This window comes from Saccharibacillus deserti (assembly GCF_013618475.1).
GTDB lineage: Bacteria > Bacillota > Bacilli > Paenibacillales > Paenibacillaceae > Saccharibacillus > Saccharibacillus deserti.
Genome location: NZ_JABJVN010000001.1, coordinates 128,645 through 151,483, shown reverse-complemented (window position 1 = coordinate 151,483; position 22,839 = coordinate 128,645). Strand labels below are relative to the sequence as shown.

General features: G+C 56.4%; 24 protein-coding genes, 1 tRNA gene, 1 pseudogene and 1 other annotated feature (1 of these 27 running past the window's edge). Of the genes and pseudogenes, 5 read left to right on the top strand and 21 right to left on the bottom strand.

What is annotated here, in order from left to right:
• Positions 1-50: a binding site (T-box leader), on the bottom strand; it reaches 208 nt to the left of the window's first position.
• A 126-nt stretch (positions 51-176) separates the two neighbouring features.
• Positions 177-1,253 carry a HEAT repeat domain-containing protein gene (locus HOP44_RS00700; RefSeq protein ID WP_172249676.1) on the top strand — a complete coding sequence of 359 codons (1,077 nt, stop codon included), beginning with the start codon at positions 177-179 and terminating at the stop codon, positions 1,251-1,253.
• 458 nt (positions 1,254-1,711) lie between these two features.
• Here the strand turns inward: HOP44_RS00700 and HOP44_RS00695 are convergent, their stop codons facing one another.
• The 3 genes from HOP44_RS00695 to HOP44_RS00685 all read right to left on the bottom strand — a co-directional run bounded on the left by HOP44_RS00695 (position 1,712) and on the right by HOP44_RS00685 (position 3,883).
• Positions 1,712-2,431 carry a hypothetical protein gene (locus tag HOP44_RS00695; RefSeq protein ID WP_172249674.1) on the bottom strand — a complete coding sequence of 240 codons (720 nt, stop codon included), beginning with the start codon at positions 2,429-2,431 and terminating at the stop codon, positions 1,712-1,714.
• The gene (locus HOP44_RS00690; protein WP_172249672.1) at positions 2,428-3,303 is read right to left on the bottom strand and encodes an ATP-binding cassette domain-containing protein; all 876 of its coding nucleotides are present in this window, start codon (positions 3,301-3,303) and stop codon (positions 2,428-2,430) included. Before HOP44_RS00690 ends, HOP44_RS00695 begins: the two co-directional genes overlap by 4 nt.
• 136 nt (positions 3,304-3,439) lie before the next feature.
• Positions 3,440-3,883 carry an MFS transporter gene (locus HOP44_RS00685; protein WP_172249670.1) on the bottom strand — a complete coding sequence of 148 codons (444 nt, stop codon included), beginning with the start codon at positions 3,881-3,883 and terminating at the stop codon, positions 3,440-3,442.
• 261 nt (positions 3,884-4,144) lie between these two features.
• Here HOP44_RS00685 and HOP44_RS00680 point away from each other — a divergent pair, with 261 nt between their 5' ends.
• Positions 4,145-4,750: a DUF1349 domain-containing protein gene (locus HOP44_RS00680; protein ID WP_172249668.1), complete on the top strand. Its 606-nt coding sequence runs from the start codon at positions 4,145-4,147 to the stop codon at positions 4,748-4,750.
• Positions 4,751-4,886: 136 nt separating this feature from the next.
• Here HOP44_RS00680 and HOP44_RS00675 read toward each other — a convergent pair whose 3' ends face one another.
• From HOP44_RS00675 to HOP44_RS00655, 5 genes are all read right to left on the bottom strand, one after another.
• Positions 4,887-6,464 carry an ABC transporter substrate-binding protein gene (locus HOP44_RS00675; protein WP_172249666.1) on the bottom strand — a complete coding sequence of 526 codons (1,578 nt, stop codon included), beginning with the start codon at positions 6,462-6,464 and terminating at the stop codon, positions 4,887-4,889.
• A gap of 138 nt (positions 6,465-6,602) precedes the next feature.
• Complete coding sequence (locus tag HOP44_RS00670; RefSeq protein ID WP_172194223.1) at positions 6,603-7,514, bottom strand: carbohydrate ABC transporter permease; 912 nt, start codon at positions 7,512-7,514, stop codon at positions 6,603-6,605.
• Between the two features lie 27 nt (positions 7,515-7,541).
• Positions 7,542-8,411, bottom strand: a complete 870-nt coding sequence (locus HOP44_RS00665) for an ABC transporter permease (protein ID WP_172194222.1) — start codon at positions 8,409-8,411, stop codon at positions 7,542-7,544.
• Positions 8,412-8,884: 473 nt separating this feature from the next.
• Complete coding sequence (locus tag HOP44_RS00660) at positions 8,885-9,961, bottom strand: LacI family DNA-binding transcriptional regulator (RefSeq protein WP_343059685.1); 1,077 nt, start codon at positions 9,959-9,961, stop codon at positions 8,885-8,887.
• Positions 9,962-10,100: 139 nt separating this feature from the next.
• Complete coding sequence (locus HOP44_RS00655) at positions 10,101-10,883, bottom strand: helix-turn-helix domain-containing protein (RefSeq protein WP_172249664.1); 783 nt, start codon at positions 10,881-10,883, stop codon at positions 10,101-10,103.
• A 124-nt stretch (positions 10,884-11,007) separates the two neighbouring features.
• Here HOP44_RS00655 and HOP44_RS00650 point away from each other — a divergent pair, with 124 nt between their 5' ends.
• Positions 11,008-11,955, top strand: coding sequence for a glycoside hydrolase family 43 protein (locus HOP44_RS00650; RefSeq protein WP_172249662.1), 948 nt, complete (start codon positions 11,008-11,010; stop codon positions 11,953-11,955).
• 218 nt (positions 11,956-12,173) lie between these two features.
• Positions 12,174-12,247 (top strand) — tRNA-Pro (locus tag HOP44_RS00645).
• A 108-nt stretch (positions 12,248-12,355) separates the two neighbouring features.
• On the opposite strand, the pseudogene HOP44_RS00640 reads toward HOP44_RS00645, so the two are convergent.
• The 12 genes and pseudogenes from HOP44_RS00640 to HOP44_RS00585 all read right to left on the bottom strand — a co-directional run.
• Positions 12,356-12,730 (bottom strand): annotated as a pseudogene (locus HOP44_RS00640) (M20/M25/M40 family metallo-hydrolase); the annotation flags it as partial.
• A gap of 193 nt (positions 12,731-12,923) precedes the next feature.
• A complete protein-coding gene (locus HOP44_RS00635) occupies positions 12,924-13,676 on the bottom strand; it encodes an amino acid ABC transporter ATP-binding protein (protein WP_172249658.1) in 753 nt (250 codons plus the stop codon).
• Positions 13,673-14,383, bottom strand: coding sequence for an amino acid ABC transporter permease (locus HOP44_RS00630; RefSeq protein ID WP_172249656.1), 711 nt, complete (start codon positions 14,381-14,383; stop codon positions 13,673-13,675). The genes HOP44_RS00635 and HOP44_RS00630 overlap by 4 nt, the downstream gene beginning before the upstream one ends.
• Positions 14,383-15,165, bottom strand: coding sequence for an amino acid ABC transporter permease (locus tag HOP44_RS00625; RefSeq protein WP_172249654.1), 783 nt, complete (start codon positions 15,163-15,165; stop codon positions 14,383-14,385). The genes HOP44_RS00630 and HOP44_RS00625 overlap by 1 nt, the downstream gene beginning before the upstream one ends.
• Positions 15,166-15,242: 77 nt before the next feature.
• Positions 15,243-16,106: a transporter substrate-binding domain-containing protein gene (locus HOP44_RS00620; protein ID WP_172249652.1), complete on the bottom strand. Its 864-nt coding sequence runs from the start codon at positions 16,104-16,106 to the stop codon at positions 15,243-15,245.
• A gap of 6 nt (positions 16,107-16,112) precedes the next feature.
• Positions 16,113-16,640 carry a GNAT family N-acetyltransferase gene (locus HOP44_RS00615; protein WP_172249650.1) on the bottom strand — a complete coding sequence of 176 codons (528 nt, stop codon included), beginning with the start codon at positions 16,638-16,640 and terminating at the stop codon, positions 16,113-16,115.
• A 295-nt stretch (positions 16,641-16,935) separates the two neighbouring features.
• Positions 16,936-17,223 carry an ATP-binding protein gene (locus tag HOP44_RS00610; protein ID WP_172249648.1) on the bottom strand — a complete coding sequence of 96 codons (288 nt, stop codon included), beginning with the start codon at positions 17,221-17,223 and terminating at the stop codon, positions 16,936-16,938.
• A gap of 62 nt (positions 17,224-17,285) precedes the next feature.
• Complete coding sequence (locus HOP44_RS00605; protein WP_172249646.1) at positions 17,286-17,531, bottom strand: hypothetical protein; 246 nt, start codon at positions 17,529-17,531, stop codon at positions 17,286-17,288.
• Positions 17,532-17,596: 65 nt separating this feature from the next.
• Positions 17,597-17,764, bottom strand: coding sequence for a Jag N-terminal domain-containing protein (locus HOP44_RS00600; protein ID WP_172249644.1), 168 nt, complete (start codon positions 17,762-17,764; stop codon positions 17,597-17,599).
• A 31-nt stretch (positions 17,765-17,795) separates the two neighbouring features.
• Positions 17,796-18,926 carry a PP2C family protein-serine/threonine phosphatase gene (locus HOP44_RS00595; RefSeq protein WP_172249642.1) on the bottom strand — a complete coding sequence of 377 codons (1,131 nt, stop codon included), beginning with the start codon at positions 18,924-18,926 and terminating at the stop codon, positions 17,796-17,798.
• A 199-nt stretch (positions 18,927-19,125) separates the two neighbouring features.
• Positions 19,126-19,662 carry a chromate transporter gene (locus HOP44_RS00590; RefSeq protein WP_172249640.1) on the bottom strand — a complete coding sequence of 179 codons (537 nt, stop codon included), beginning with the start codon at positions 19,660-19,662 and terminating at the stop codon, positions 19,126-19,128.
• 54 nt (positions 19,663-19,716) lie between these two features.
• Positions 19,717-20,358, bottom strand: a complete 642-nt coding sequence (locus HOP44_RS00585; RefSeq protein ID WP_172249638.1) for a chromate transporter — start codon at positions 20,356-20,358, stop codon at positions 19,717-19,719.
• Positions 20,359-20,621: 263 nt separating this feature from the next.
• Here HOP44_RS00585 and HOP44_RS00580 point away from each other — a divergent pair, with 263 nt between their 5' ends.
• Entirely contained in the window at positions 20,622-21,812 is a 1,191-nt protein-coding gene (locus HOP44_RS00580) for an ROK family protein (RefSeq protein WP_172249636.1), read from the top strand.
• A 63-nt stretch (positions 21,813-21,875) separates the two neighbouring features.
• Here HOP44_RS00580 and HOP44_RS00575 read toward each other — a convergent pair whose 3' ends face one another.
• Positions 21,876-22,751, bottom strand: coding sequence for a helix-turn-helix transcriptional regulator (locus HOP44_RS00575; protein WP_172249634.1), 876 nt, complete (start codon positions 22,749-22,751; stop codon positions 21,876-21,878).
• Positions 22,752-22,839: the final 88 nt, after the last annotated feature.

Here is a 22,839-nt window from a genome sequence, read left to right as displayed (position 1 = left end):
ACTCTCTTGGAAACGCACCGCTGCCTACTGCTCCTCATCATCGACGAGTTTTTTACCTGTGCAATGCCCCTATTATATAGAAAACAAAAGCGAAAAGTCAATGACTCCGCGCCTTCCGCTCCCAAGCTGTGGTATACTGGTAGGCGCACTCGAAGCACTTGAGGAGGAATTTTCATATGTTCACACCCGAACAGGTCAAACCGTTTATCACGCACGCCGACCCGCTCGTCAGCAACGCGGCGATCCGGTTTTTGGCCGAGACGTATAAATACCCGCAGGACATCTCCGCGCTGGTCCTGGAGAAGCTTGTCGCCGCGCCGCGCAAAGAAGACGTGTATCTGCACCGCGCCGCGGCTTTCCCGCAGACCAAAGTCACGGTGCAGGCGATGCTGCATCTGCTCAAAGCGGATCTCGTAACGGGCAATGCGCGCATCTTCCTGTCCCGTATGCTGCTCGGCAGCAGCCCCGACCTGCTGAAGTCCCATCTTCCGGCGATCCGGGAACTGGACGAAGACTGGTACGACGAAGCGGCGGAGCGCGTGCGCGTGTCGGAATTGACCGACGAATGGGTACGCCGTATGTTCAATGAAGAAACGCAAAAAAACAGCGGCCTGGATTACGGCGATATCGACTACGATACGCTCGATCTGCTGCTCGGCGAAATGATCGAACGCGAGATGCTCCAGCCGCGCGAGACGATGGACGAACTGCAGGAACAATACACGAAAGACCCGGAATCCGTCCGCACGGTGTATCTGATGCAGGCGGCCGGCAAACTGAAGATCGCGTACGCGCTTCCGCTGTTCTACGACGCGCTCAAGTCCGACAACGATCTCGTGGCCGAGCAGGCCGCCGACGCGCTCGTACGTGTAGGCAGCGAAGAAGTGGTCGAAAAGCTGGTACAGATGTACGCGGAGGAAAAAGACGGCTTCCTGCTGCTCGGCATCGTCGATATCCTGTCGCGCATTCTGCTGCCGTCCGCCGAAGAAGCGCTGATTGCGCTGCTGGAAAAAGAAGACCATTTCACCCGCATCGCCAAACTCGCCGACGGCCTGTGCCGCCTCGGTTCCGAACAGGCGCTCCCGGTCGTCCAGGAACTCGTGAAGATCGGCTACGACAAAGACTACGTCGAACTGAAAGAATCGGTCTACGCCTGCTGCGTCATCATGGGCCGCCCGCTGCCCGAGCTTGACGAATGGCGCCGCGAGATCGCGGCCGAAGACGAAGAACGGGCGAAGAAACTGCAGGGTTAAGCTCTCAAGTTACGCTCGACCGGCGAATCCGAAATTCGGCCGGGAACACGGCAAACGCATTCCAAATAAATCAAGCCAAAAAGAGCAGACATTAGTCTGCTCTCTTTTTTTGCTGTCGGGCAAGTGGTACGCCGGGCAAAGCGCTGAATCGATTCCCCCGCTGCCGGCAAAAGAGCCGAATAGGCCTCCTTCCGGCTCGGCTCGGCTCGGCTCGGCTCGGCTAACGGATTATATGTCCCTTAGCGCGCCGAATCCAGCCCGTTCAAACTTTTAACGGATCATAGTTCCTTTAGCCGATTTTCATCGCCTTTTTTTCGCCAAAATCAAGCCCGATTCCCTTCTAAGCATCATCTGAATCCGTTAAAATTCTCAAACGTTCCAAAATACCCGCTAAGCGTCTCCTGGTTCCGTTAGAATTCCATTATCCCGTTGGCCGCCGTCACCAAATCCGGAGAGATTCATTCTCCCGGATAATCGAGCCGGCGCCGGTTCAGCACAGCCAGCAGCAGTCCCACCGAGATTCCCGCATACAGCAGCAAGGCGCCGAGCGGCATCCATTTGGCTCCGGCCGACAGTCCGTCGTAGAACATAAGCGCATGCAGCGTCAATTGGATAGGCGGCAGCAGGTAGGTGATCCAGCTCCAGCCGTCCGGAAGCGCATGGGCGATACCGCGCGCGCCAAAAGCCAGCGCAATCCAGATGCACAACCCCAGCATCGCATAGAAGCGCGACTCGAACAGCTTGACGCTGAACCAGCCGGCGAGCGAAACTCCGAGTCCGGCCAAGAAGACATGGTACAGCAGACCCATCGTCAGTTCCTCGACACTTGGCAGCCGTTCGAACCGGCCGAGCAGGGCCGGGTACAGCACGGCAAATAAACCGAGTACCGAAGCGAACATCCAACCGTAAATCAGTTTGGCGGCGCTCAGCCGAACCAGACTGCGGGCATGCAGCGTCGTCGCCATCTCCTGATTGAAGGCTTCGACATCGATCACCAGACTTCCGATCGCCGCCGCGGCGACGAACAGCATCGAAGACGTAAACGCATAGCTGTCCATAATCGCATTATTGCCCATGCTGTAGATCAGCAGAAGGATGCCTATGTAAATGACTGTCGGCGCTCCGTATCGGTAAGAACGCATAAAGCAGCGGTGCACATACTCCAGCATTGCGATCACCGGCTTTCCTCCTTCCGATTCAGCGACAATACGGTCCCTTCCGCCTGCCAGAATTCATGCAGAAACGCTTGGCAGTCGACAGGCGGAATCCGGCAGCACACCGCCTGTCCGGCCGCTGTCCAAGCTATATCCGGGAAGTGTCCGGCCAGAACGGAACGCGCGGATTCCGGCAGCAGCCCGTCCAACTCGTAAAAAGCGGATTCCGTGTGCGGCTCGCCGCTTTGGCTGCTCTCGTTCGGAATAAGGCGCCCTTCGTGCAGCCGGTACGTGGTACTCACGCTTTCCCAGGAGGGCAGCGGGTCATGCAGCGAGGTGACGATCGCCGTCCCGTTCACCCGGAGACCGTGCAGCAGAGCCAGCAGTTTATCCGAAGCGTTGACATCCAGACCCGAGAACGGCTCATCCAGCAGAAGCAGGCCGGGTTCGGCCAGGCAGGCCTGCATCACATTCACTTTTTGCAGCATGCCTTTGGAATAATGGATCAGCATCGACCGGCTGCCCGAAGGCAGTTCCAGAAGCGTATGCAGCTCTTCGATCCGCTCGGCTGCGGAAGCTTTTGCCATGCCGGCGATCCGGCCCATATGCATCAAATATTCTTCGGATGTCATGCGCAGCTTCGGCAGCCGGTCCGGCGCGAACCCGATACGCAGTCCGGGCGCCGCGCCTGCCGCTCTGCCTGTACTGGCCGGAATAAGTCCGGCAATCAGCTTGAGCAGCGTACTCTTGCCGGAACCGTTGCCGCCGCGCAGAATCAGACTCTCTCCCCGGTACAGGATCAGCGAAATCCCGTTCAATACTTTCTTTGAACCGTAAATCTTGCTGACTTGTTCCAGTTTCAGCAGCGGATCGGCTGCCGTTTTCGTCATGTTCATAAATTCATCTCCTCCTTCCCCATCTTAAGGGAGCTGCAGTTCATTTTCAAAAAAGCGTCGATCAAAAAGCCCCGAATCCGCTGCGGGAATCGAGGCCATCTCTATGTCTATGCGCGAATGTCGGGCTTCTTCGCGGTTATCGCATCAATATTGACGAAACAAACATGGCCGCGAACAAGATCAGGAAGACTACGGGCATCATGGCCATGCCAAGCGATCCGGCAACGAGACCTACCAGCAGCGGACCCGCCGTTGCGCCGACTCCCCAGAAGCAGTGCAGCCAGCTCATATGCTTGGCTTTGAAATGCAGTGCCACGTAATTGCTGGGAGCCGCATCGACCGCGCCTGCGCCGAATCCGAGCAGGACCGCCCCGACGATCAGCAGCGCGAAATTCGGGACAATCGAATACCAAACAAGCGCAAGCGCCGTCGACAAAATACTGACAGCCACCGCTTTGCCCGTTCCAAACCGGTAGAGCGGTTTGTTGGCCAGCAGGCTGGAAGCAACCGTACATAAAGAGACGACAAACGGGATAATTCCGGCCATCTCTGTCGTTGCGTTCAATTCCAGCTTTGTCACCCGCCAAGCGCTTCCCAGCTAGCGAATCGGGCAGCCCCAGTCCGATAAAAGCCAAATAAATTAGAATAAGCAGCAAAGTAACCATAGTTCTTCACGAAGAAACTCCGAATATGGACCGATATGTATTCGAAATTCCCGCTCTCCTCCATTTGATGTTCGGTCCGAAATCTAAACTATCATAATAGGTGGTATAATCATAGAGAGAAACGTTCCTTGACGGGAAGCTTCTCCAATCAGGATTACATAAAGGAGGAATTCCGTTTGAATCCGTCCGATTTCCAACATTTCCGCTGGTTGAACGAAAGCAGGATCCGTTTCGAAGAGCATCGAATCGTTCTGGAAGCTCCCGCGAACAGTGATTTTTTCTGCAATCATGGGAACGCTTCCGAAGAAGGGACGATTCCCGAATCGCTCACTAACGCTCCTTTCTTCTACACGGAAGCGGAAGGCGATTTTGTGATGCGGGTCAAAGTCGAACACGACTTCAATGACGTCTATGATTCCGCTTCGGTCATGGTCATGCAGGACTTGAACATCTGGGCCAAACTCTGCTTCGAGCGTACCGATTTCGAAACGAATGCGGTGGTCAGCGTCGTTACCAATCAAGTATCCGACGATGCCAACGGCAGCAATCTGGACGGCAAGCAGGCCTGGCTTCAGATCGCGCGCGTCGGCCCGTCGTTCGCGTTCCACTATTCGGCAGACGGAATTCGCTACGATATGCTTCGCTACTTCACGCTGCCTGCCGGCGATACGGTTAAAGTCGGATTCGTGCCGCAAGCCCCGACCGGACAAGGCGGAGAACGTATCTATTCGGACTTTTCACTGGAAGCCAAGACGGTCAAAAACATTCGGGCCGGAATCTGATCCCGAACCGCAAACCGAAACCGAATATAAAAAAAAGAAACCCTCGACTGCCGATTGGACAGTCGAGGGTTTCTTCGGATCGCATGCAACGGTCGATTGGATTTCTCCGCTTCGTCCAGGGTAAAAGCTCGCGCCTTTACTGCTGCGCTTCCATCTTCACTTTGTACGCATCGAGCTGTTTCTGCAGTTCGGCTTTGACTTTGTCGTATCCGGCCGTCTTGAGCTTGGCGCGGAATTCTTCGACGGCCTGAACCGGATCGGCGACTTTACCGAAGTTAAGGGCAGGACCAAGCTCGCCGGCTACCTGCGAGATAGCGGTAAGTTCGCTCTCGACTGCGGTCTTGTCGAAGACGAATTGGCCGTAAGGATAAGGAATCTTGATCTTGTCGTATTCGGCATAGACCGTATCGATCTTGTCCCAGGTCGTATCGCTCGGAATTTCGAACTTGTCCACGCGGCCGCCCCAGAAGTCGGAGTAGAATTGATCGCGCGCTTCTTCGTAGCCGGCCGGACGCGTACGTTTACCGTCTTTGATTTCGTACTGCACGCCTTCGAGACCGTAGTTGAGCAGGTGGTAGATTTCTTCGTTGTTGCGGATCAGGTCATAAGCCATCAGGGCGCGTTCCGGATTCTTGCTGTGCGCGCCGAGCGAGGTGCCGCCGTGCGTGATCGACAGCTCCATCAGGTTTTTTCCGCCCGTTGTGTTGAAAGCGAACATTTGCAGTTCCGAACCCGGCTGCGCTTTGTCCATTTCGACGCGAAGTCCCGAGAAGGTCTGCGTATGATGCTGGTCCATACCGGACAGGCCGGCTTTGAGCGCGACGCGGTTATCGTTTTTGTTGTTCAGGGCATCTTCGCGCCAGAACCCTTTGTCCGCCCAATCTTTCATCATCGTCGCGTAATCGACCAGCGTATCGCTGAATACCGGCTCGGCTACCGTGTATTTCTCGTCGTTCGATACGGCGGTGAAGATCGGCATATAGCCGGTCGAGATCGGCAGATCGAGGTTGTCCGTATACGATTGAACATAACCGCCCCAAGTCTGGGCACCCGAAGCCATATCCCACGGCACGACGTCCGGCTTGTTGTCTTTGATATACTGCAGATAATCGCCGATTTGTTCCCAGTTCTTGATCGGCTCGGTGATTCCCGCTTCTTTGGCCCAATCGCCGCGGTAAAAGAACCCGTGGTTGACCCACTGCGTGTAATCGTTTTCAGGAATCAGAACGATCTTGTCGTTGTATTTGCTTTCGTTCCAGTCTTCTTCCGGAATCGATTTCCATGTCTCCGGCGCATAGGTCGGCAGCAGTTCGTCCAGATTCATGAACGCTCCGCGCTGCGCATTCGCCCACGTATCCAGCCAATCCGTTCCGATCGTAATCAGGTCGACCGGTTCGCCGGATGCCAGCAGCAGATTGTATTTGGTCTGCCAATCCGCCCACTCGACCCATTTCCATTCCAGTTCGGCATTGATTTTTTCTTTCATGATGACGTTGACTTTGTCCATCACCGCTTCGAACTGGCCGTTCTGAGGTTTGTCGCCGAGCACCACGTAGCTGATCTTCACGAACTTCGACGTATCGGGTTTGCCGTCGGCCGTCGTTCCGCCCGAAGCGCTTGTCCCTCCGTCTCCGCCCCCGCTTCCTCCGCAGGCTGTCAGCACAACCAGCATCGCCGCCATCAGCAGTGCCCATCCCTTTTTCCATCTCAACATCTGTATACCCCCTTCGAACCATTTGGTGGTGGCCAAACTTTTCAAATCGGCTGGCTTACGGCTGTTCCCCGAACGGTGCACCGCTGCAGGAATCCGCGCTGTACCCTTTCGAAACACGGCCTATGTGACGGGAAACGATCAGCCTTTGACCGCTCCTACCGTAATGCCCTTGATGAAGTAACGCTGTACGAACGGGTAGAACAGAATGACCGGCCCTGTAGCGATGACCGCGATTGCCATCTTCATGGTCTCGATCGGCACGTCGCTGAGCGGTACGTTGGAAGCGGCCGCGGAGTTGCGGATGGCGTCGGCTTTGGTGACCACATTGTACAGATACAGCTGAAGCGGCCTGAATTCCATATCCGAAGACAGGAACAGCATGGAGTTGTACCATTCGTTCCAGTAGCCGAGAGCGATAAACAAGCCGATCGTGGCCAGTGCAGGCGTCGTCATCGGCAGGATCAGCTTGACGAAGATCGTGAAATCGCCGGCACCGTCGATTTTGGCCGATTCGGTAATCGCATGCGGGATAGAACGGACGAAACTTTTCATCATGATAATCAGGAACGGACTGAGCAGCCCCGGCAGCAGAACCGCCAGATAATTGTCTTTGAGGTGCAGATACTGGGTGATGAGGAGATAGAACGGGACCAATCCCCCGGAGAACAAAGTCGTGAAGTAGATGAAGAACGAAATTTTGTTGCGGAAAATAAAGTCGGGACGCTGCAGCGCGTAGCCGGTCATGGCCACGATCAGCAGGCCTGCGGCGGTCCCCGTCACCGTGATGCCGATCGTCACGAGGTACGAACCGAGAATCTGTGTCGGGTTCTCCAGCACGATCCGGTAAGCGAACGTACTGAATTCTTTGGGCCAGAAGTTGAAGCCGCTTTGTTTGACGGCAGCTTCCGAAGTAAACGAAGTGCCGAGTACGAGCAGGAACGGCAGCAGGCAGCAGAGCGCGAACCCGCCGATACAGACATAACTGATTGCGCGAATGATGATACTGCTTCGATCCGTCGTTTTTCGGGTGCTGACCCTTTCTTCATCCATAACGCCCATCGTATACTCCTCCTTTTCCTAAAAGAGCGAATTCTCCGGCGAGAATTTGCGAACCAGCCAGTTGGCCGTCAATACGATCGCAAAGCCGAACAACGACTGGTACAAACTGACCGCGCTGCCGAGCGAGAAGTTGAAGTTGGTCATCAGCGAACGGAACACGTACGTCTCGATAATATCGGTAGTCGCGTACAGCGCCGTATTGTTGGCTCCGACCAGGTTGTAGATGAGTCCGAAGTTGCCTTTGAGCACGCCTCCGAGCGAGAAGAGCAGCAGAATGATAAACGTCGGTTTGAGCCACGGAAGCACGATATGGCGGATACGCTGGAAAGCGTTCGCTCCGTCGATTTCCGACGCTTCCACCACTTCGTTGTCGAGTCCCATGATGGCGGCGAAATAAATGATCGATCCGTAGCCTGTCGCCTGCCAGAGATAGGTAAGCACGATGATGAACGGCCACGCGTTCGGAGTCGAATAGACTTTGAGCGGTTCCATGCCGAGGGCTTGAAGAATTCCGTTGAGCAGGCCGTAGTCGTAGCTGAGGATGTTGTAGGCGATCAGGCCGATCAGAACGGCGGAGATAAAGTGGGGCAGGAACATAAGCGTCTGGGAAATCTTTTTGAACCACTTGCCTTTGAGTTCGTTGAGCAGCACCGCCACCGCGATCTGCAGCACGTTGCCCAGCAGGATAAACGCCAGGTTGTACGCGACGGTGTTGAAGGTGAGCTTCCACAAGTCCCCCGTGATCACGAGGAAACGGAAGTTTTCGAACCCGACGAACGGGCTGTTAAAAATACCGTCCGAGTAGTTGTACTTGATGAATGCCAGATACAGCCCCGGCATCGGCAGGTACGCGAAGATGACGAAAAAGACAATGGCGGGCAGACACATGATGAGCAGCGTGCGGTTGTTCCTGAACTTTTTCCACCAGGAACCCGCCCGCCGATTCTCCAGCTCCAGGGTACTTTCTTTCTCGGTCAATACGGACAATGCAATCCCCTCCTTCTCAGGTCGACGAGAACGTCCAATTATGAAACCGATTACATTTTTGCAGCCGTAAAAAGGGACCTATCTTGTCAGGTTTATGCGTTCTTCTCATACTTAAAATACGAGTTTAAGCGATATTCCCGGATAGCTCCCTGTTAGTACCTTGTCAACGCTAGAGGTAAGGTTACGCCCTCTTCAAACGCACCTAAAGCGTGTGCGTTTGAAGAGAACGTAAACCTCGGATTAAGAGTTAACAAGGTACCAGTACGGCGACTTTTAGTGAAACCCGTTTCATCCAAAACCAGAATGTAAGGGCTTTCTTTTGAAATCAGAATAATCCCTGTTTCTGCTGTTGTCAATATTTTTCGCAATATTTTTTAGGCGGACGGCTCCGTGAAGGGGGCCGTCGTTTCGCGTACGATCAGTTCCGGCATGATGGACTGCAGACGCGGAACTTTTTTGCCGGCGATCATTTTGTCCAGTGTTTTCGCAGCTTGACGGCCGATTTCCTGAGACTGGAGCGAAACGGTCGTCAGCTCCGGAATACTGTAGGTCGCCTGCGGAATATCGTCGTATCCGACGATCGACAGCTGCTCCGGCACCCGGATCCCGAAACGGTGAGCCGCTTTGATCGCACCGATCGCCAGCAGATCGTTCATGCAGAAAATAGCCGACGGACGGCGCTTCGCCCCCAGAAGGCGCGAAGCGAATTCCTGGCCTTTTTGCACGGAAAACCCTTCGGTCAGTACCCACTCCTTGCGTACGTTCAGTCCCGCTTCCTTCACTGCGGTACGGAAGCCGAGCAGCCGCTGCTGGGTATTGGTCATCTTGGCATAACCGCCGATCACGGCAATATCCCGATGGCCCAGTTCGATCAAATGCTGCACGGCGAGCTGCGCTCCCAGCTTCTGGTCGGCGGCGATCCGGTTGAGATGGGTCTGCGGCAGATTGCCGTTGAGCAGCAGAACCGGCACCCGCTTGGCCGCTTCCTCGACTTCGCGCGCCAATTCTTCGCCCGGTTTGGCCAGATCCACCCGTCCGCCAATCATTACGATGCCGTCGACCTGTTTCTCCATCAGCAGACTTAGATACTGGGACTCGCGTTCATATTGGCGATCGTACAGGCGCTCGTTTTCTTCGTTCGTGGAAATCGTATCGCACAGGAAATAGGTATAACCCAATTTGCGCGCTTCGTAGTCGAACCCGGACAGCACCTCGGGAAAAAAAGGATTGGTGATATCCGGCAGAATGAATCCGATCATCCCCGTCTCCTTGCGCGACAGGCTTCGTGCCAGCGCGTTCGGTTGAAACTGATGCTTGTGCATGAGTGCGACGATCCGTTCCCGGGTTTCTTTTTTGACGGGAGCGGTATTGTTGAGCACTCGGGAGACGGTGGCTACGGACACATTGGCTTCCCTTGCGATATCGTAGACGGTTACCGGACGCATCGGCATTCCTCTTTCCCCTTGGAATTTTTCGTTTATGAAACGGGTTTCATCTTGGGTTCGATTATACGCGCCCCTTTTGCCGGAAGCAACGGAAAAGAAGCTCGACAAACCGCGCACCGATAGCGGTATCGGCTGCGGGTATTTTTCAGTGCAGTCCTTTGCGGTACGCACCCGGCGTCATGCCCGCAAACTGCTTGAACTGCCGCATGAAATGCGTCTCGCTGTCGTACCCGCACAGTCTCCCGATTTCTCCGACGGGCAGAGCGGTGCTCGCGAGCAGATACTTGGCATATTCCACACGGCCGCGGATCATGTCGGTGACGACAGAGCAGCCGAATGTTTCTTTGTACAAATGTTGAAAGTAAGACTTGCTCAAGTTTACCCGGGATGCCAGTTCTTCTACCGAGACCCGGGCATCCGGCGAACCGTACAAATCGGCGCGCAGCCGGGACAATTGTTCCGCGTAGCGGAGCGTCCGGGCCGGAGCCGTATCGCGCGCCTGCGCCGCCGCAAGTTTGGTCAGCAGACTGCGCAGTTCGAGTTCCGCGATCTCTTCCTGAAAAGGCCCCCCTTCCCGCCCGGTATTCTGAAGCTCCAGAATATGCCTCGGGACGAGGGAAGGATCGGAAGCCGGGAGCAGCCGGTCCGTCGGAAATCCGAGCCGCCGCAGAAGTTCTTCAAGCCCTTCGCCTTCGCAGTGAAACCAGTCGTTGACATAAGGCCGTTCGAGGTCGCGATAAGCATGGGGCGAGTCCGGCGAAAACAGGATATACGAATTCGATTCCGCCTGCCGGCTTCGTCCGTTCACGGTGACTTCCGCCTTCGAGCGAAAGAAGACGAAAGCGTAATTTCCCGCACCGTGCGGGCGTTCGATCGATATGCCTTCGCGGTGCGTAAACCGGCATCCGCAGCTGACCAACCGGATCATTGCGTCCCTCCTCCAATCGCCTTTCAAGCACGATCCGTCAGTTTTTAGCTATTATAATTCATTGCTTCGCCTTTCGGCAAACGGGTAAGGTGAAAAAGATATCGACGAAGGAGAGGAATCGAACTTGGACGCTTACCTATTCGTGCATTTTAAAGAAAAAAAGACGCCGGACGGCGAGCAGGTGTACTTCGCGCTCAGCACGGACGGCTTTCATTGGGAACAGGTGAACGGCGGACGGCCGATCCTGGAAAGCGTGCTCGGGGAAAAAGGGGTACGCGACCATACGATCGTCCGTACGGACGAAGGCAGGTTCCATATTCTTGCGACCGACCTCAGCTTGGCGAACTCTTTTCACGGCAAATACAAAGGGGATTGGGCCAACATCGGAACCGGCGGAAGCAAAAGTCTGTCGCTCTGGTCGTCGGACGATCTCGTCAACTGGTCGGAGCAGCGGCTGATCGAGCTAGGCAGCGAGGATTTCGGCTGCCTGTGGGCGCCCGATATCATTCGCGACCCGCAAAAAGGCGATTACGTCCTGCACTGGTCGTCTTCGCATGCGTCCAACGATTACGGTCCGAAAGCCATCTATTATTCCCGCACCCGGGACTTCGAACATTTTACCGAACCGAAGCTGCTCTGCCGCAAAGCGGACAGCGGCGTTATCGACTCGGCGATCTACGAAGAAGACGGCTTGTTCTACCGGTTCCTCAAAAGCGAAGCCAATCCCGAGACGCTGATCCTGGAAAAAGGCTCTTCGCTGACGGGCGACGATTATGTGCGCAATACTGCTTTTGACGAAGAAATGGCCAAGCTTGAGCAGGGCGTCTATGAAGCTCCCACCGCGTTCCGGCTGCGCGACGGCAAATGGTGCCTCATGCTCGATTTCTACGGCGTGGAAGGCGAAGGCCAGGGTTACGTTCCGTTTATCGCGGACAGTTTGGCGGACGGGCGGTTTATCCGGTCCGACGCAAGCTTCAGCTTCCCTTACGGCTTCAAGCACGGCACCGTGCTCGGGATTACGCAAAGCGAGTACGAGCGGATTCGCGCGTATGACTGGGAGAAGCTCGCGTAAGACAAGTCCCGCCATCCCGCAAATCGAGCAGCCCTGCCCCATTTTCCAAACCATATACGCGAACCGGCAGAGCGGCGCCCCGTTTCGGCCCGCCGGTTCCGTAGGTCTTTCTTGTGCGCGTTTTCCGAAAAATCGGCTCCCGAAAGTTTATTCCGAAAAAATAGTTGACAGCTAGGTTAGAAGTACGTATAATCTAATGCTGTAGGAATTATTTATTTCGGGATGTAGCTCAGCTTGGTAGAGCACCTGGTTTGGGACCAGGGGGTCGCATGTTCAAATCGTGTCATCCCGATCCGTTATAGCGTCAAAAGCCCGTTCGCACATGCGAACGGGCTTTTTCTTATGCTTTTTTCACGCCGCTTTGTTGACGTTTTGCAGCAGATCGCGGCACTTAGACACGGCGGCTTTCTTCGGCCTGGGCCGCACGGATCAGCGCGGCGGCATGGAAATCGTGGCCGCAGGCATGTATCTTGCCGGGATGGACAGAAGTATACTCCAGCCCGGTTTCTTCTTCGATCGGCAGCGTGTCGATATCGGCGCGAAGCGCGGCAATCGGACCTTCTCCGCTGCCGATCTCGGCGATCACACCGGTCTCAAGGCCGTAATTGACAATCCGGATGCCAAGATTCTCCAAGCGCTCCCGCAGATAGGCAGTCGTCTCGTATTCCTCGCCGGACAGCTCCGGATACCGGTGCAGATGGCGCCGGATCGCGATCCATTCTTCGGATTCGGAGACAAGCGAAGGTTCGGACCCCGAATCGACAGAAGCGGGCAGCCCGGCATCCGGAGAGTGCGCCGGCTTGGCTTCGTCGATGCGAAGCGGGTCTGCCGGATTGAACAAGGATTCTCTGACACGAGTCATCGGCACAGCCTCTTTTCTCGACTGGGCTTACACGGCTTTGCCGAAGTCCGGCACGTCGAACGCAATCGCGCCTACTCGTAGGCTTCGGCAGATTTCGTTCAACGCACTAAATCACCCAGTTAGCTTCTGGGGTGATCCGGCGAAGGAACTGCTTCGTCCGTTCTTCCTGCGGATGCTGAAACACGTCGTCGGGCGTGCCTTCTTCGACCACCACGCCGCCGTCCATAAAGACGACGCGGTTGGCCACGTCGCGGGCGAAGCCCATTTCGTGGGTCACGACGATCATGGTGATCCCTTCGCGGGCGATATCGCGGATGACCTCCAGAACTTCGCCGACCAGCTCGGGGTCGAGGGCGGATGTCGGCTCGTCGAACAGGATCACTTCCGGTTCGAGCGCAAGCGCCCGGGCAATGCCGACCCGCTGCTGCTGGCCGCCGGACAGGCGGCTCGGATACTCGTCCAACTTGCCGCCGAGGCCGACTTTTTCAAGCAGGGCGACGCTGCGGCTCCGCGCTTCGGCGGCCGGCATCTTTTTGACGACAAGCAGAGCTTCCATTACGTTTTCCAGCGCCGTTTTGTGACGGAACAGATTGTACTGCTGGAAGACCATCGCCGTTTTGCGCCGCAATCGCAGAATATCGCCGCGCTTGGCCTGCGAGCAGTCCATCTTGAAATCGCCTATCGCGATCTCGCCGCTGGCCGGCTTTTCGAGATAATTGACGCAGCGCAGCAGAGTCGTCTTCCCCGACCCGCTGGGTCCGAGAATCACGACCACCTCCCCCGTCTTGACACTCAGACTGATATCCTGGAGCACCCGGTGGCGTCCGAACGATTTTGAGATCCTTTTCAATTCGATCATGCCACACCTCCCCGATTGTAAGCACCGACCCGTTTCTCGATCAGCGCCGCGGCGCGTTCGATCAGCGCCGTCAACCCCCAGAAGATCAAAGCCGCCGCCAGGTAAGCTTCGAAAAATTTCCAATTGGTCGAAGCGACGATCTGCGCCTGCGCATTGATGTCGACCACCGACACGGCAAAAGCGAGCGTCGAACCGTGCAGCATCCCGATCACCGAGTTGGCCAGGTTCGGCAGCGCGGCGGCCAAAGCCTGCGGAAACGAGATCCGGCGCAGTGCCTGAAACGAGGTCATTCCGACGGAATGGGCCGCTTCGACCTGTCCGCGATCGACCGCCTGCATGCCGGCCCTCACCACTTCCGACATATAGGCGCCGGCCGTGATCGAGAACGAAATGTAAGCGAAGCCGATCATGGGAATCGACACGGAGCGGAAGCTCCAGCCGAACGATTCGGCCAATCCGTCGATCAGCATCGGCAGACCGAAGTAGATCAACAGCAGATGCGTCAGCATCGGCGTACCGCGAATGAACGTGACGTAAGCCGACGCCATCTGCGACAGCACCGGAACCCGGTACAGACGGACCAGGGCCGTTACCGTTCCGATCGCAAAACCGAGCAGCACCGACACGACCGTGATTGACAGCGTGGTCGGAATTGCGCGAAAAATTTGCCAGAACGCCGTCCAAATAAACGAAGGATCAAGCTGCATCAGAGTCTCCCTCCTTTTCCGGCATCGATATCCGCCAGCACGGCCCGGTACGAGCCTTTTCGTCTCAGTTTGAAGCTGCGGCCGGCTTTCTCTTCGCGTGCTTCATGACGTTTCAATCGTTGTTCGGCGGCCAGCAGTACCTTTTCGAGCGTGAAACTGATGACCAGATAGATAAGCGCCAGCGCGATATACGTCTCGAAAAAATGCTGGGTCAGCGTGCCGAGCGTCTGCGCTTTGCCCGTCATTTCCATCACTCCGAGCGTAAAGGCAAGCGAAGTGTCTTTGAGCAGCGCGATGACCAGATTCGAGAAGACCGGTACCGCGATGGCAAGCGCCTGGGGCAGAACAATCCGGGAGAACGCCCGGTAAGAAGTCATGCCCGACGCGTAAGCCGCTTCGACCTGCCCCCGGTCCACCGCTTCGACCGAAGCGCGAATCATCTCTGCCGCGTAGGCGCCGGTATGCAGTCCATACGCGAGAATGACGAAGAACAGCACCGGTGCGCGGCTCAAGTCGAAACCGAGCGGCTTCAGCAGTTCCGGCAGTCCGTAATAGAACAAGAACAGCTGGATCAGAATCGGCGTGCCGCGAAAAAAAGACAGATACAGACCGGACAGCGTGCGCAGTACCGGAATCTTGTACATGCGGGGCAGCGCGACCAGAAATCCGGCCACGATCCCCGTCAGCAGCGAACCGGCTACGATCAGGAGCGTAACGCCCAGCGTCTCCAGCAGCTTCGGCAGGAACGAAAAGACGTAGCCGATTTCAAAAGGTGCGCCCATCGACAATCTCCTTTCCTTTACCCCGGACTTCCGGGTGGGTTATCTGCATGCGTCAACGAAAGGACTCTGTTCTTCTTTTATTTAGCATGATCGCCCGTGACGTCGCTGCCCAGCCATTCCACGCTCAGATCGCTTAGTGTGCCGTCTTGTTTGAGTTCTTTTACCGCTCCGTCGACGGCGCCCGACAGTGCCGCGGAGTCGGCATCGTCTTTGCGGAATACGTACAGCACATCGTCGGACGTGAGTTCTTCGCCCACCTGCTTGAGCTGGCCCTGCGGATCGATAACCGGAACCACGAAATCGGCCGCGATAGTCGCGTCGACGCGTCCGGAAGCAATCTGGCTGACCGTATCGTTGGCCTGACCGCTTTGATAGACGACATGGATCTTGGCGCCATGTTCCTTGTTGTAGTTCTCAACGATCTGCGCTTCGGCGCTCGTGGCGCTGGTCAGCACTTTTTTGCCTTGAAGATCATCGAGCGTATGGATGGAATCGTTGTTTTTGGCGACGACGATCCGGTTGCGCCAATGCGCGTACGCTTCGGTGTTGAACGCATATTTCTGCTCGCGCTCCGGATTTTTCTCCATGACATGGGCGACGAGATCGATCTTGTCCGTCTCCAGGCTCAGCAGCAGGTTGCCGAAATCCATCGTCTGGAATTCGAACTCGTACTGCGGCAGCCGCTCGTCGATCTTGCGCAGCAGTTCGACGTCAAAGCCGGTCAGCTTGCCGTTCTCGTCCAGGAAGCAGACCTGCGGGAATCCGGTTCCCGTGCCGACCACGATCTTCGTAACCTTCTCGCCGGACGCGTCCGCGGCCGAGCCGGATGCCTGTGCCGTCTTTTCTCCGCTTGCTCCGCAGCCGGAAGCCAGCAGCATCAAACCCAGTGCGGATACGATCAACCCGTTTTTTCTTTTTCTTGCGCCCGTCTCGATCTTCATTTTTATTTATCCCCTTTGAATGGCGTATGGATCGGAATAGCGGTAATCGGCGATGTTTTTGCGGAACAGGTACATGATGCCGTCCCCGTTCTTCGTATCGATCTCCAGAATGCGTTCATATCCGCGGCGTTCGTACATCTGCACCAACCAGGGATGCTTTTGCGCCGTCGCCAGCGTCACTTCGCGGTGTCCGTATCGGCCCCATACAATCTCGCGCTCGACCCAATCGATCAGCCGGCCCCCGTACCCTTTACCGGAAAGGGCCGGATCGGCTGCGAACCATTTGAAAAAAGGAAGGTCCGTAATCGCTTTGCTTTCCCCGTTGGTGGAGAGGGTCAACGTAGCAACCGGGACACCGTCCGCTTCCAGCAGGTAACATTCGTTCTCCCCAATGTTTTGCAGCACCAACGGCAGATCGGCATGGGCTGCGGGCCAGTGCAGACCCAGCTCGCGGATCACCTTGTAAGCCCGGTACGTAATATCGACCAGCCGCTCCGCATCCCGCGCTTCGGCTCTCCGGTAAATTTCACTCATTTTCGGCACCCCCGCTTTAAGTACATATCACCGATTTGTTTACTCGGGATTGATTGCTGTTAACTTTATCACCGGAAACACGGCGGGGCTAATAGAGTTTTTCGATTCGCTTATCCAAAAGATTGATAAGCAGCCTCGGTCGTTCATTCTGGATTGCACAAAAAAAGCGGACCTGCAGGTCCGCTTCTTGCTCTATCCCGTTCGACATCTAGCGCGATATTCCCTGTGCCTGCGCGTCTCCCGGTTCGGGGACGGTTTCGCCGACATTCTGGATGCCGTCGAATTCCAGCAGTACCTATGTGCCTTTGGCATCCGTATGCAAAAATATCCGGTCGGCCGAAGCATACATGACGCCAAAGCCGCGTCCAAGCGACTTTTTGCTGCTGCAGCCGGAAACGGCAAACGTCTTGGGCAGTTCGTGCAGCGCAATACCCGAACCGTCGTCGCGGACCAGCACCTGCAGTGCGTGTTCGCGGACAAACAAAGTGACTTCGCCGCCCAAAGCGTGCTTGAGCACGTTGGTGGCCGCTTCGGATGCCGCCAGCTTGATCTGCCTGATGCGTTTGGGATCTCCCGGCTGCATGAATCCCGCCGCCAGATCCCGGCTTCGCCCTGCATCCGTGCGCTCGGTGACCTGAATCGCAGCTAAACGCCCACCCAGTCGGTCAAGCAGTTCCTGCTCCGTCGGCAGAGCGAGACTTTGCCGGACGAGAGCGCCGACATGATCTCCCGGTACGACAGCATCGTCTCTTCGTGCAGTTTCTCCCGGTAAGCGATCGCCGGCGTAATATCCGTCAGCACGATCCGGGCTTCTCCGTGTTCCGGATAAAAGTGCGCTTCGTAAGTCCGTTTTTCGCAGGGCAAAATCTCGTAGAACGAAGTCTGTTCCACCTGGGCCCGGCGCGCCAGCCGGACGATATCCGCTTCGGGCTGCGGAGCGGCAGCCGGCCGTTCTTCTATAGAAAACGCTGCCGTTTCTGCGGACGGCTGCCCAAACCCAGCACTTCTCGGCCGCCCGGTTCGATAATTTCGATCTGTACGGATTCCCGATTGACGGCCAAGAGCTTCAGCGCTTCTTCGACTGCCGTCTCGGCACTTTTGGCTCGTGTAATGGATCTTTCCACCGACATTCCTTCCTTTCGGCCGAATCGCGTCTCAATTCAATTGAATGGATACGATACAGACGTCATCGCTTTTGCCCCGCCCGAGCACCGCCAGCTTCTCGGTAAAACGATCGTTCGGCAGATACCGGATTCGGGATGCGTACTGCTCCAACTGACCGATTCCCGCACGGATCGACTGCCGGGGAGTCTCAACCAGCCCGTCGGTGTACAGCAGAATTTTTCCCGAACCTTCATAATGGCAGATGCCGCTGGCTCCTTTGATCGTTTTACGGATGCCCAGAGGCACGCCCGTACTTTCCAGATAATGCGCTTTACGATCGGTCTGAAAAAAAAGACCCGGCGGATGTCCGGCGTTGAAGTAGCGGATTTCCCGGGCTTCCTGGTCGATCAGCAAATAAATGGCGGTCAGATAAATGGAATCCCGGCTGCCGCCAAACAGGCTGCACACCTGTTTGTTGAGTTCCAGGCAGACTTGGGACGGATCGGAAATCCGCTTGACTATGCCGTCCAGCAGCGAACGGACGGACATACTGATCAGTGCGGACGACAAACCGTGTCCCGCCACATCGATCAGCATGACCCCGCAGCGTTTGTCGTCGATCCGCGTCCAGTAGAACATATCGCCGGACACTTCGTCCGATTGGATATACTGGGCGTGGATTTCGATCCCCGGCTCGATCATCGGCGGGGGCAGAACGGTTTTTTGGACCCGTTTGGCAAGCTGCAGTTCTTTGACAAGACCGATTTCGCGGCTTTTGCGAATATCGGTTTCCTTTTTGAGGCGGATCGCCGATTGAACGCGTGCGAGCAGTTCGTATTCGGGCGCTCCTTTTTCGATAAAATCCATTCCCCCCGCTCCGAACGCTTCCTTAAAGTGCCTGCGGTCGCCCGTCAGGAAAATAATAGGCAGGTCGGTATAGGGCGGACATTCTTTGATTAGGCGGCAGGCTTCGATTCCGTCTATATCCGGCATGACGATATCGAGCAGAATCAGGTCGAAAGCCGCGGCTTTGCGAGGAACGCGCCCTCCGCTCATGCCGAGCCGTTCGAGTGCCTGCTCCGCCGAGGAAGCCGTCTCGATGCCCGAGTAACCGGCTTCCGACAGTACCTGCTTGAAATAAGCGAGGTTCATCATCGAATCGTCGACGATCAGTATGCTCATGGCGTTTCTCCTCCGGCGCAGAAGTCGTGATCGATCGCCTGTCAGGTCTTGAACAACGGTGAACAGGTTATCTATATCATCGACTTCGGGACTCAGATTGTGAAGATAATAAGAAAAGTAGTTTCTTTCCCTGAGAGGTTACCATGAAAACCCGAAAAAGACTTTGCTCCGGAAGCCGAGTCCGAAAAAGCAAAGTCTTTCAAAACCAGATGATGCCCGCCGCGGCCGACAGCAAAATAACCGCCAGCGGATGCAGTTTGGTCTTCACGAGCGCAACCAGACAGCCGCCGCAGATCAACAGCGTTCCGGCCATCGTCCAAGCGGGCTGAGGATTCGACAGCAGACCTCCCAGGCCGAAATGAATCCCCGCATATACGATCAGCGCCACGACAACGGGACGCAGACCGTAAAAAGCCGCCTTGACTCCGAATCGATCGTGCAGCCTGACGAAAAAGGCGGTCAGCACCGCAACGAGCAGCAGCGACGGAAGAACAATACCGACCGTGGCCGCAATCGCGCCGGCGGCTCCCGCCTGCGCATAACCGATCAGCGTTGCGCTGTTGGTCGCGATCGAACCCGGTGCCATTCCGGCAAGCGAGCCGATCTCGCGAAAAGACTCCGCATCGATCCAGCCCCGATCCGACGTCTCGCGCTGGATCAGACTCATGACGGCATATCCTCCGCCAAATGCCATACAGCCCACTTTGAAAAAGAGGGCGAACAGCTCCCACAGCATAATTTCCCTCCTTAACCCTTACATTTCCGGATCGTTCACGGCCCGAACTCCGGATTAAATATAATATTCAGGCAGCATGGCCCGGTCTTCTTCGGTGCGGTGCGAAGGTTCCGTGCGCACTTCCCATCCCCGCTTCCGCCGAATGAATGACGCGGCCAGGCCGACTAGCGGACCGCCCGCAATAAGCCAGAGCGAATGCACCTGGGTCAGGAGCAGAATCGCGAGTGCCGCGGCCGTAATGCCGAAAGTGACCGCGTCGAACAGCGAAGTACGCGCCATTTTCCAGGCAGCCAGCAGAATAAGGGCCGTGATGGCCGCATGTACGCCTTTGAGTGCGGCTTCCACCTTCGGATTGTCCCGAAACCAGGCGAAAGTGAAACTGAGCGCCAGCACAATGACCAATGTCGGCAGCGTAATTCCGATGACCGCGGCCGAGGCTCCGGCCAAGCCTCCCAGCCGGTATCCGACAAAAGCCGCCGAATTCACCGCCACTCCGCCCGGCGCCGACCCGGCTACCGAGACCATATCGGCCATTTCTTCGGTCTCCATCCACTTCCGCCGCTCCACGATTTCGCGTTCGATCGTTGCAATCATCGCGTATCCTCCGCCAAACGTGGAAGGACCGATCTTGAGAAAAGCGGTGAAAATCTGCCCCAGCATGTGCATTTTCTTTTTTGGTGCGGCCGAGACCTGCATTTTTTCTCCTCCGTCCTGCAAAACTTCTCTTGGCAATCTTTTAATTATACCACATTATTTCGTTTTGGTTTTAAGTTTTGTCAAAAGAATAAAAAAGGATTGCGTATAGAGAAAATAAAGCCGTATAGTGAGGGGTGCAGCCCTACTTTTTACCATTTCAACAAAAAGTCGATTATTCACATGGCTTTAGTATAGAAATAGGCGTGCGGCTCCTTTATACTGATTCATAACCAACTTACATACTCGGAAATGGAGAGATTCGCTTGCCTACCGCCCATTCTCAACCTTCGATCCGCAAACATGTGTATCACCGCATTCTCGAGCTTGGTCCCGTATCCAAAGCCGAATTGATGCGCGAATTCGCTTTGACCGGCAGCAGCATGACACGCCTGCTCGACGATTTGGCCGCGCAGGATATCATTCGGGTCTCGGGGTTCGGCACTTCGACCGGCGGGCGCAAACCGATCCTGTTCCAGACCCATCCTACCTACCGTTATCTGCTTGGCCTGGAAATTTCGCGGATCTATTCCACACTGGGTTTGTATGATATGCATCTCAATCTGCTGTCGTCCACCCGCTGGAAAATGGATGCCGATATGACGCCCGAACGGCTGACGCAGCGTGTCGGTGTCGAGGCGGAAAGCTTCCTTGCCGCGCACGGCATTCCCCGCGGGAAGCTGCTCGGCATCGGCATCGGAGCCGTCGGCCCCCTTGACCGGGAACGCGGACTGATCCTCGGTCCCGAATTTTTCCCGGCTGCGGGCTGGGACGAAGTTCCGATCTGCGAACAGCTGCAGACGCGCCTTGGTGTGCCGGCCCGACTGGACAACGGTTCGAATACCGCACTGCTCGGCGAACATTGGGCGCTGCGCGGACAAAACATCCGGCATCTGCTGTATGTCCATTCGGGCGTCGGTCTGCGCGCGGCGATGATGTCCGAAGGCAGGCTGATCCGCGGCGCGGCCGATGCGGAAGGCGCGGTCGGCCAGATGATTATCGCCACCGACGGTCCACGTTTCGAAGGCCGGGGCAACCACGGAGCCTGGGAAGCGTTCGTATCGGTCCGTGCGCTCGAGCACCGGGTACGCACCCAGCTCAAGATCGGCCGGCCCAGTCTCCTGGCAGACCGTCGTCCGGACCAGATCCGCTTCGCGGACCTGACGGAAGCGCTGGATGCCGGCGATGCACTGGTCAAGGAACAGTTCCATGAAGCCGCCGCCTATCTGGGAATCGGTCTTGCGAATCTCATCAATGTGCTGCATCCCGACATGGTTGTGCTTGGCGGTCCGCTGATCGAAGCCCACCCGCTTGTGTATGAAACGGCCGTCGCGACCGCGCTCAAGAATATCGTTCGCGGAAACGAATACAGCCCCGCCTTTTCGCTGGCGGAGCTGAAAGAAAATGCCGTCGCGGCGGGGGCCGCTTTTATGCTGCTGCAGGAATGGTCCGTCTGACGCGGCGGTGCGCCGCTTCCTGCACCTCTTCGATCGGACGGCCGGATACGCGATCCGGTCGGCTCAGCGCGTATACCGCTGCCGGAATTTCAGCGGCGGTACGCCGAAGCGTTCCGAGAAGCGGCGCGAAAAGTAAGGCGCGGTCTCGAAGCCGACCTGTTCGGCTACGGACGCCACGGAAGATTCGGTCCGCAGCAGCAGAAGCCGGGCTTGTTCAAGCCGGCACTCCTCCAAATACTCCATCGGAGTCAGCCCGTTGACCCGCTTCATGCAGCGGGTCAAGTAATTGTAGTGAAAATGCAGCGCTTCCGACAAGGCGGCGCCGGTCAGCGGCTTGGCGTAATGGGCCCGGATATAACGTTCCGTCCGTTCGGCGACGCTTGCGGCGGGACTGCCGGACGGGTCCCGGCCGCGAAGATCCAGCGAGCGAAGCAGCTGCTCGAATAATCGCTGCCGTTCCCAGACGGCACCGGACAAACTGCGTTCCTGCAGACGGAGCAGGCGCTCTCCTTCTCCGCTGCTGCCGGGAACCCCGGGCAGCGTGCCGAACTGCGGCAGACGCATGGTATAAGGAGCCGTCGCATACCGGCTCATATGACTCTCCCGATCGACGAACGCCGTATCGCCGTCGGTCCGAACTCCCCATTCCGCCAAAGCGCGAAAATGAATCCAGACGAAACTCGTTTCTTCCGTGCAGGGCCGGACCGCGTAATGATAACGGTCCGGCAGAAGAAGCAGGGTTCCCCCCGCCGAAACTTCCCACTGCCGATCTTCTTCCCCGATAAACAGCCTTCCTTTCTCCACCAGGATCAGATCGAACATTCCCAAATTGCTGCGGTTCGGATGACGGTCTCCCGGTTGGTACACGCTGCGGCCGCATTCCGTAAAATACGGAAACGGCGGGGCCGCCAGACAAATTTCCGATGCTTCCTGTTCCATCAGGCCTCTCCTCTTCTTTCCCGAATTTAAGGAAGCGTATTCATTGAGTGTGAAATCCGACAAAAAATAAGCTTCTTTTATCAATCGT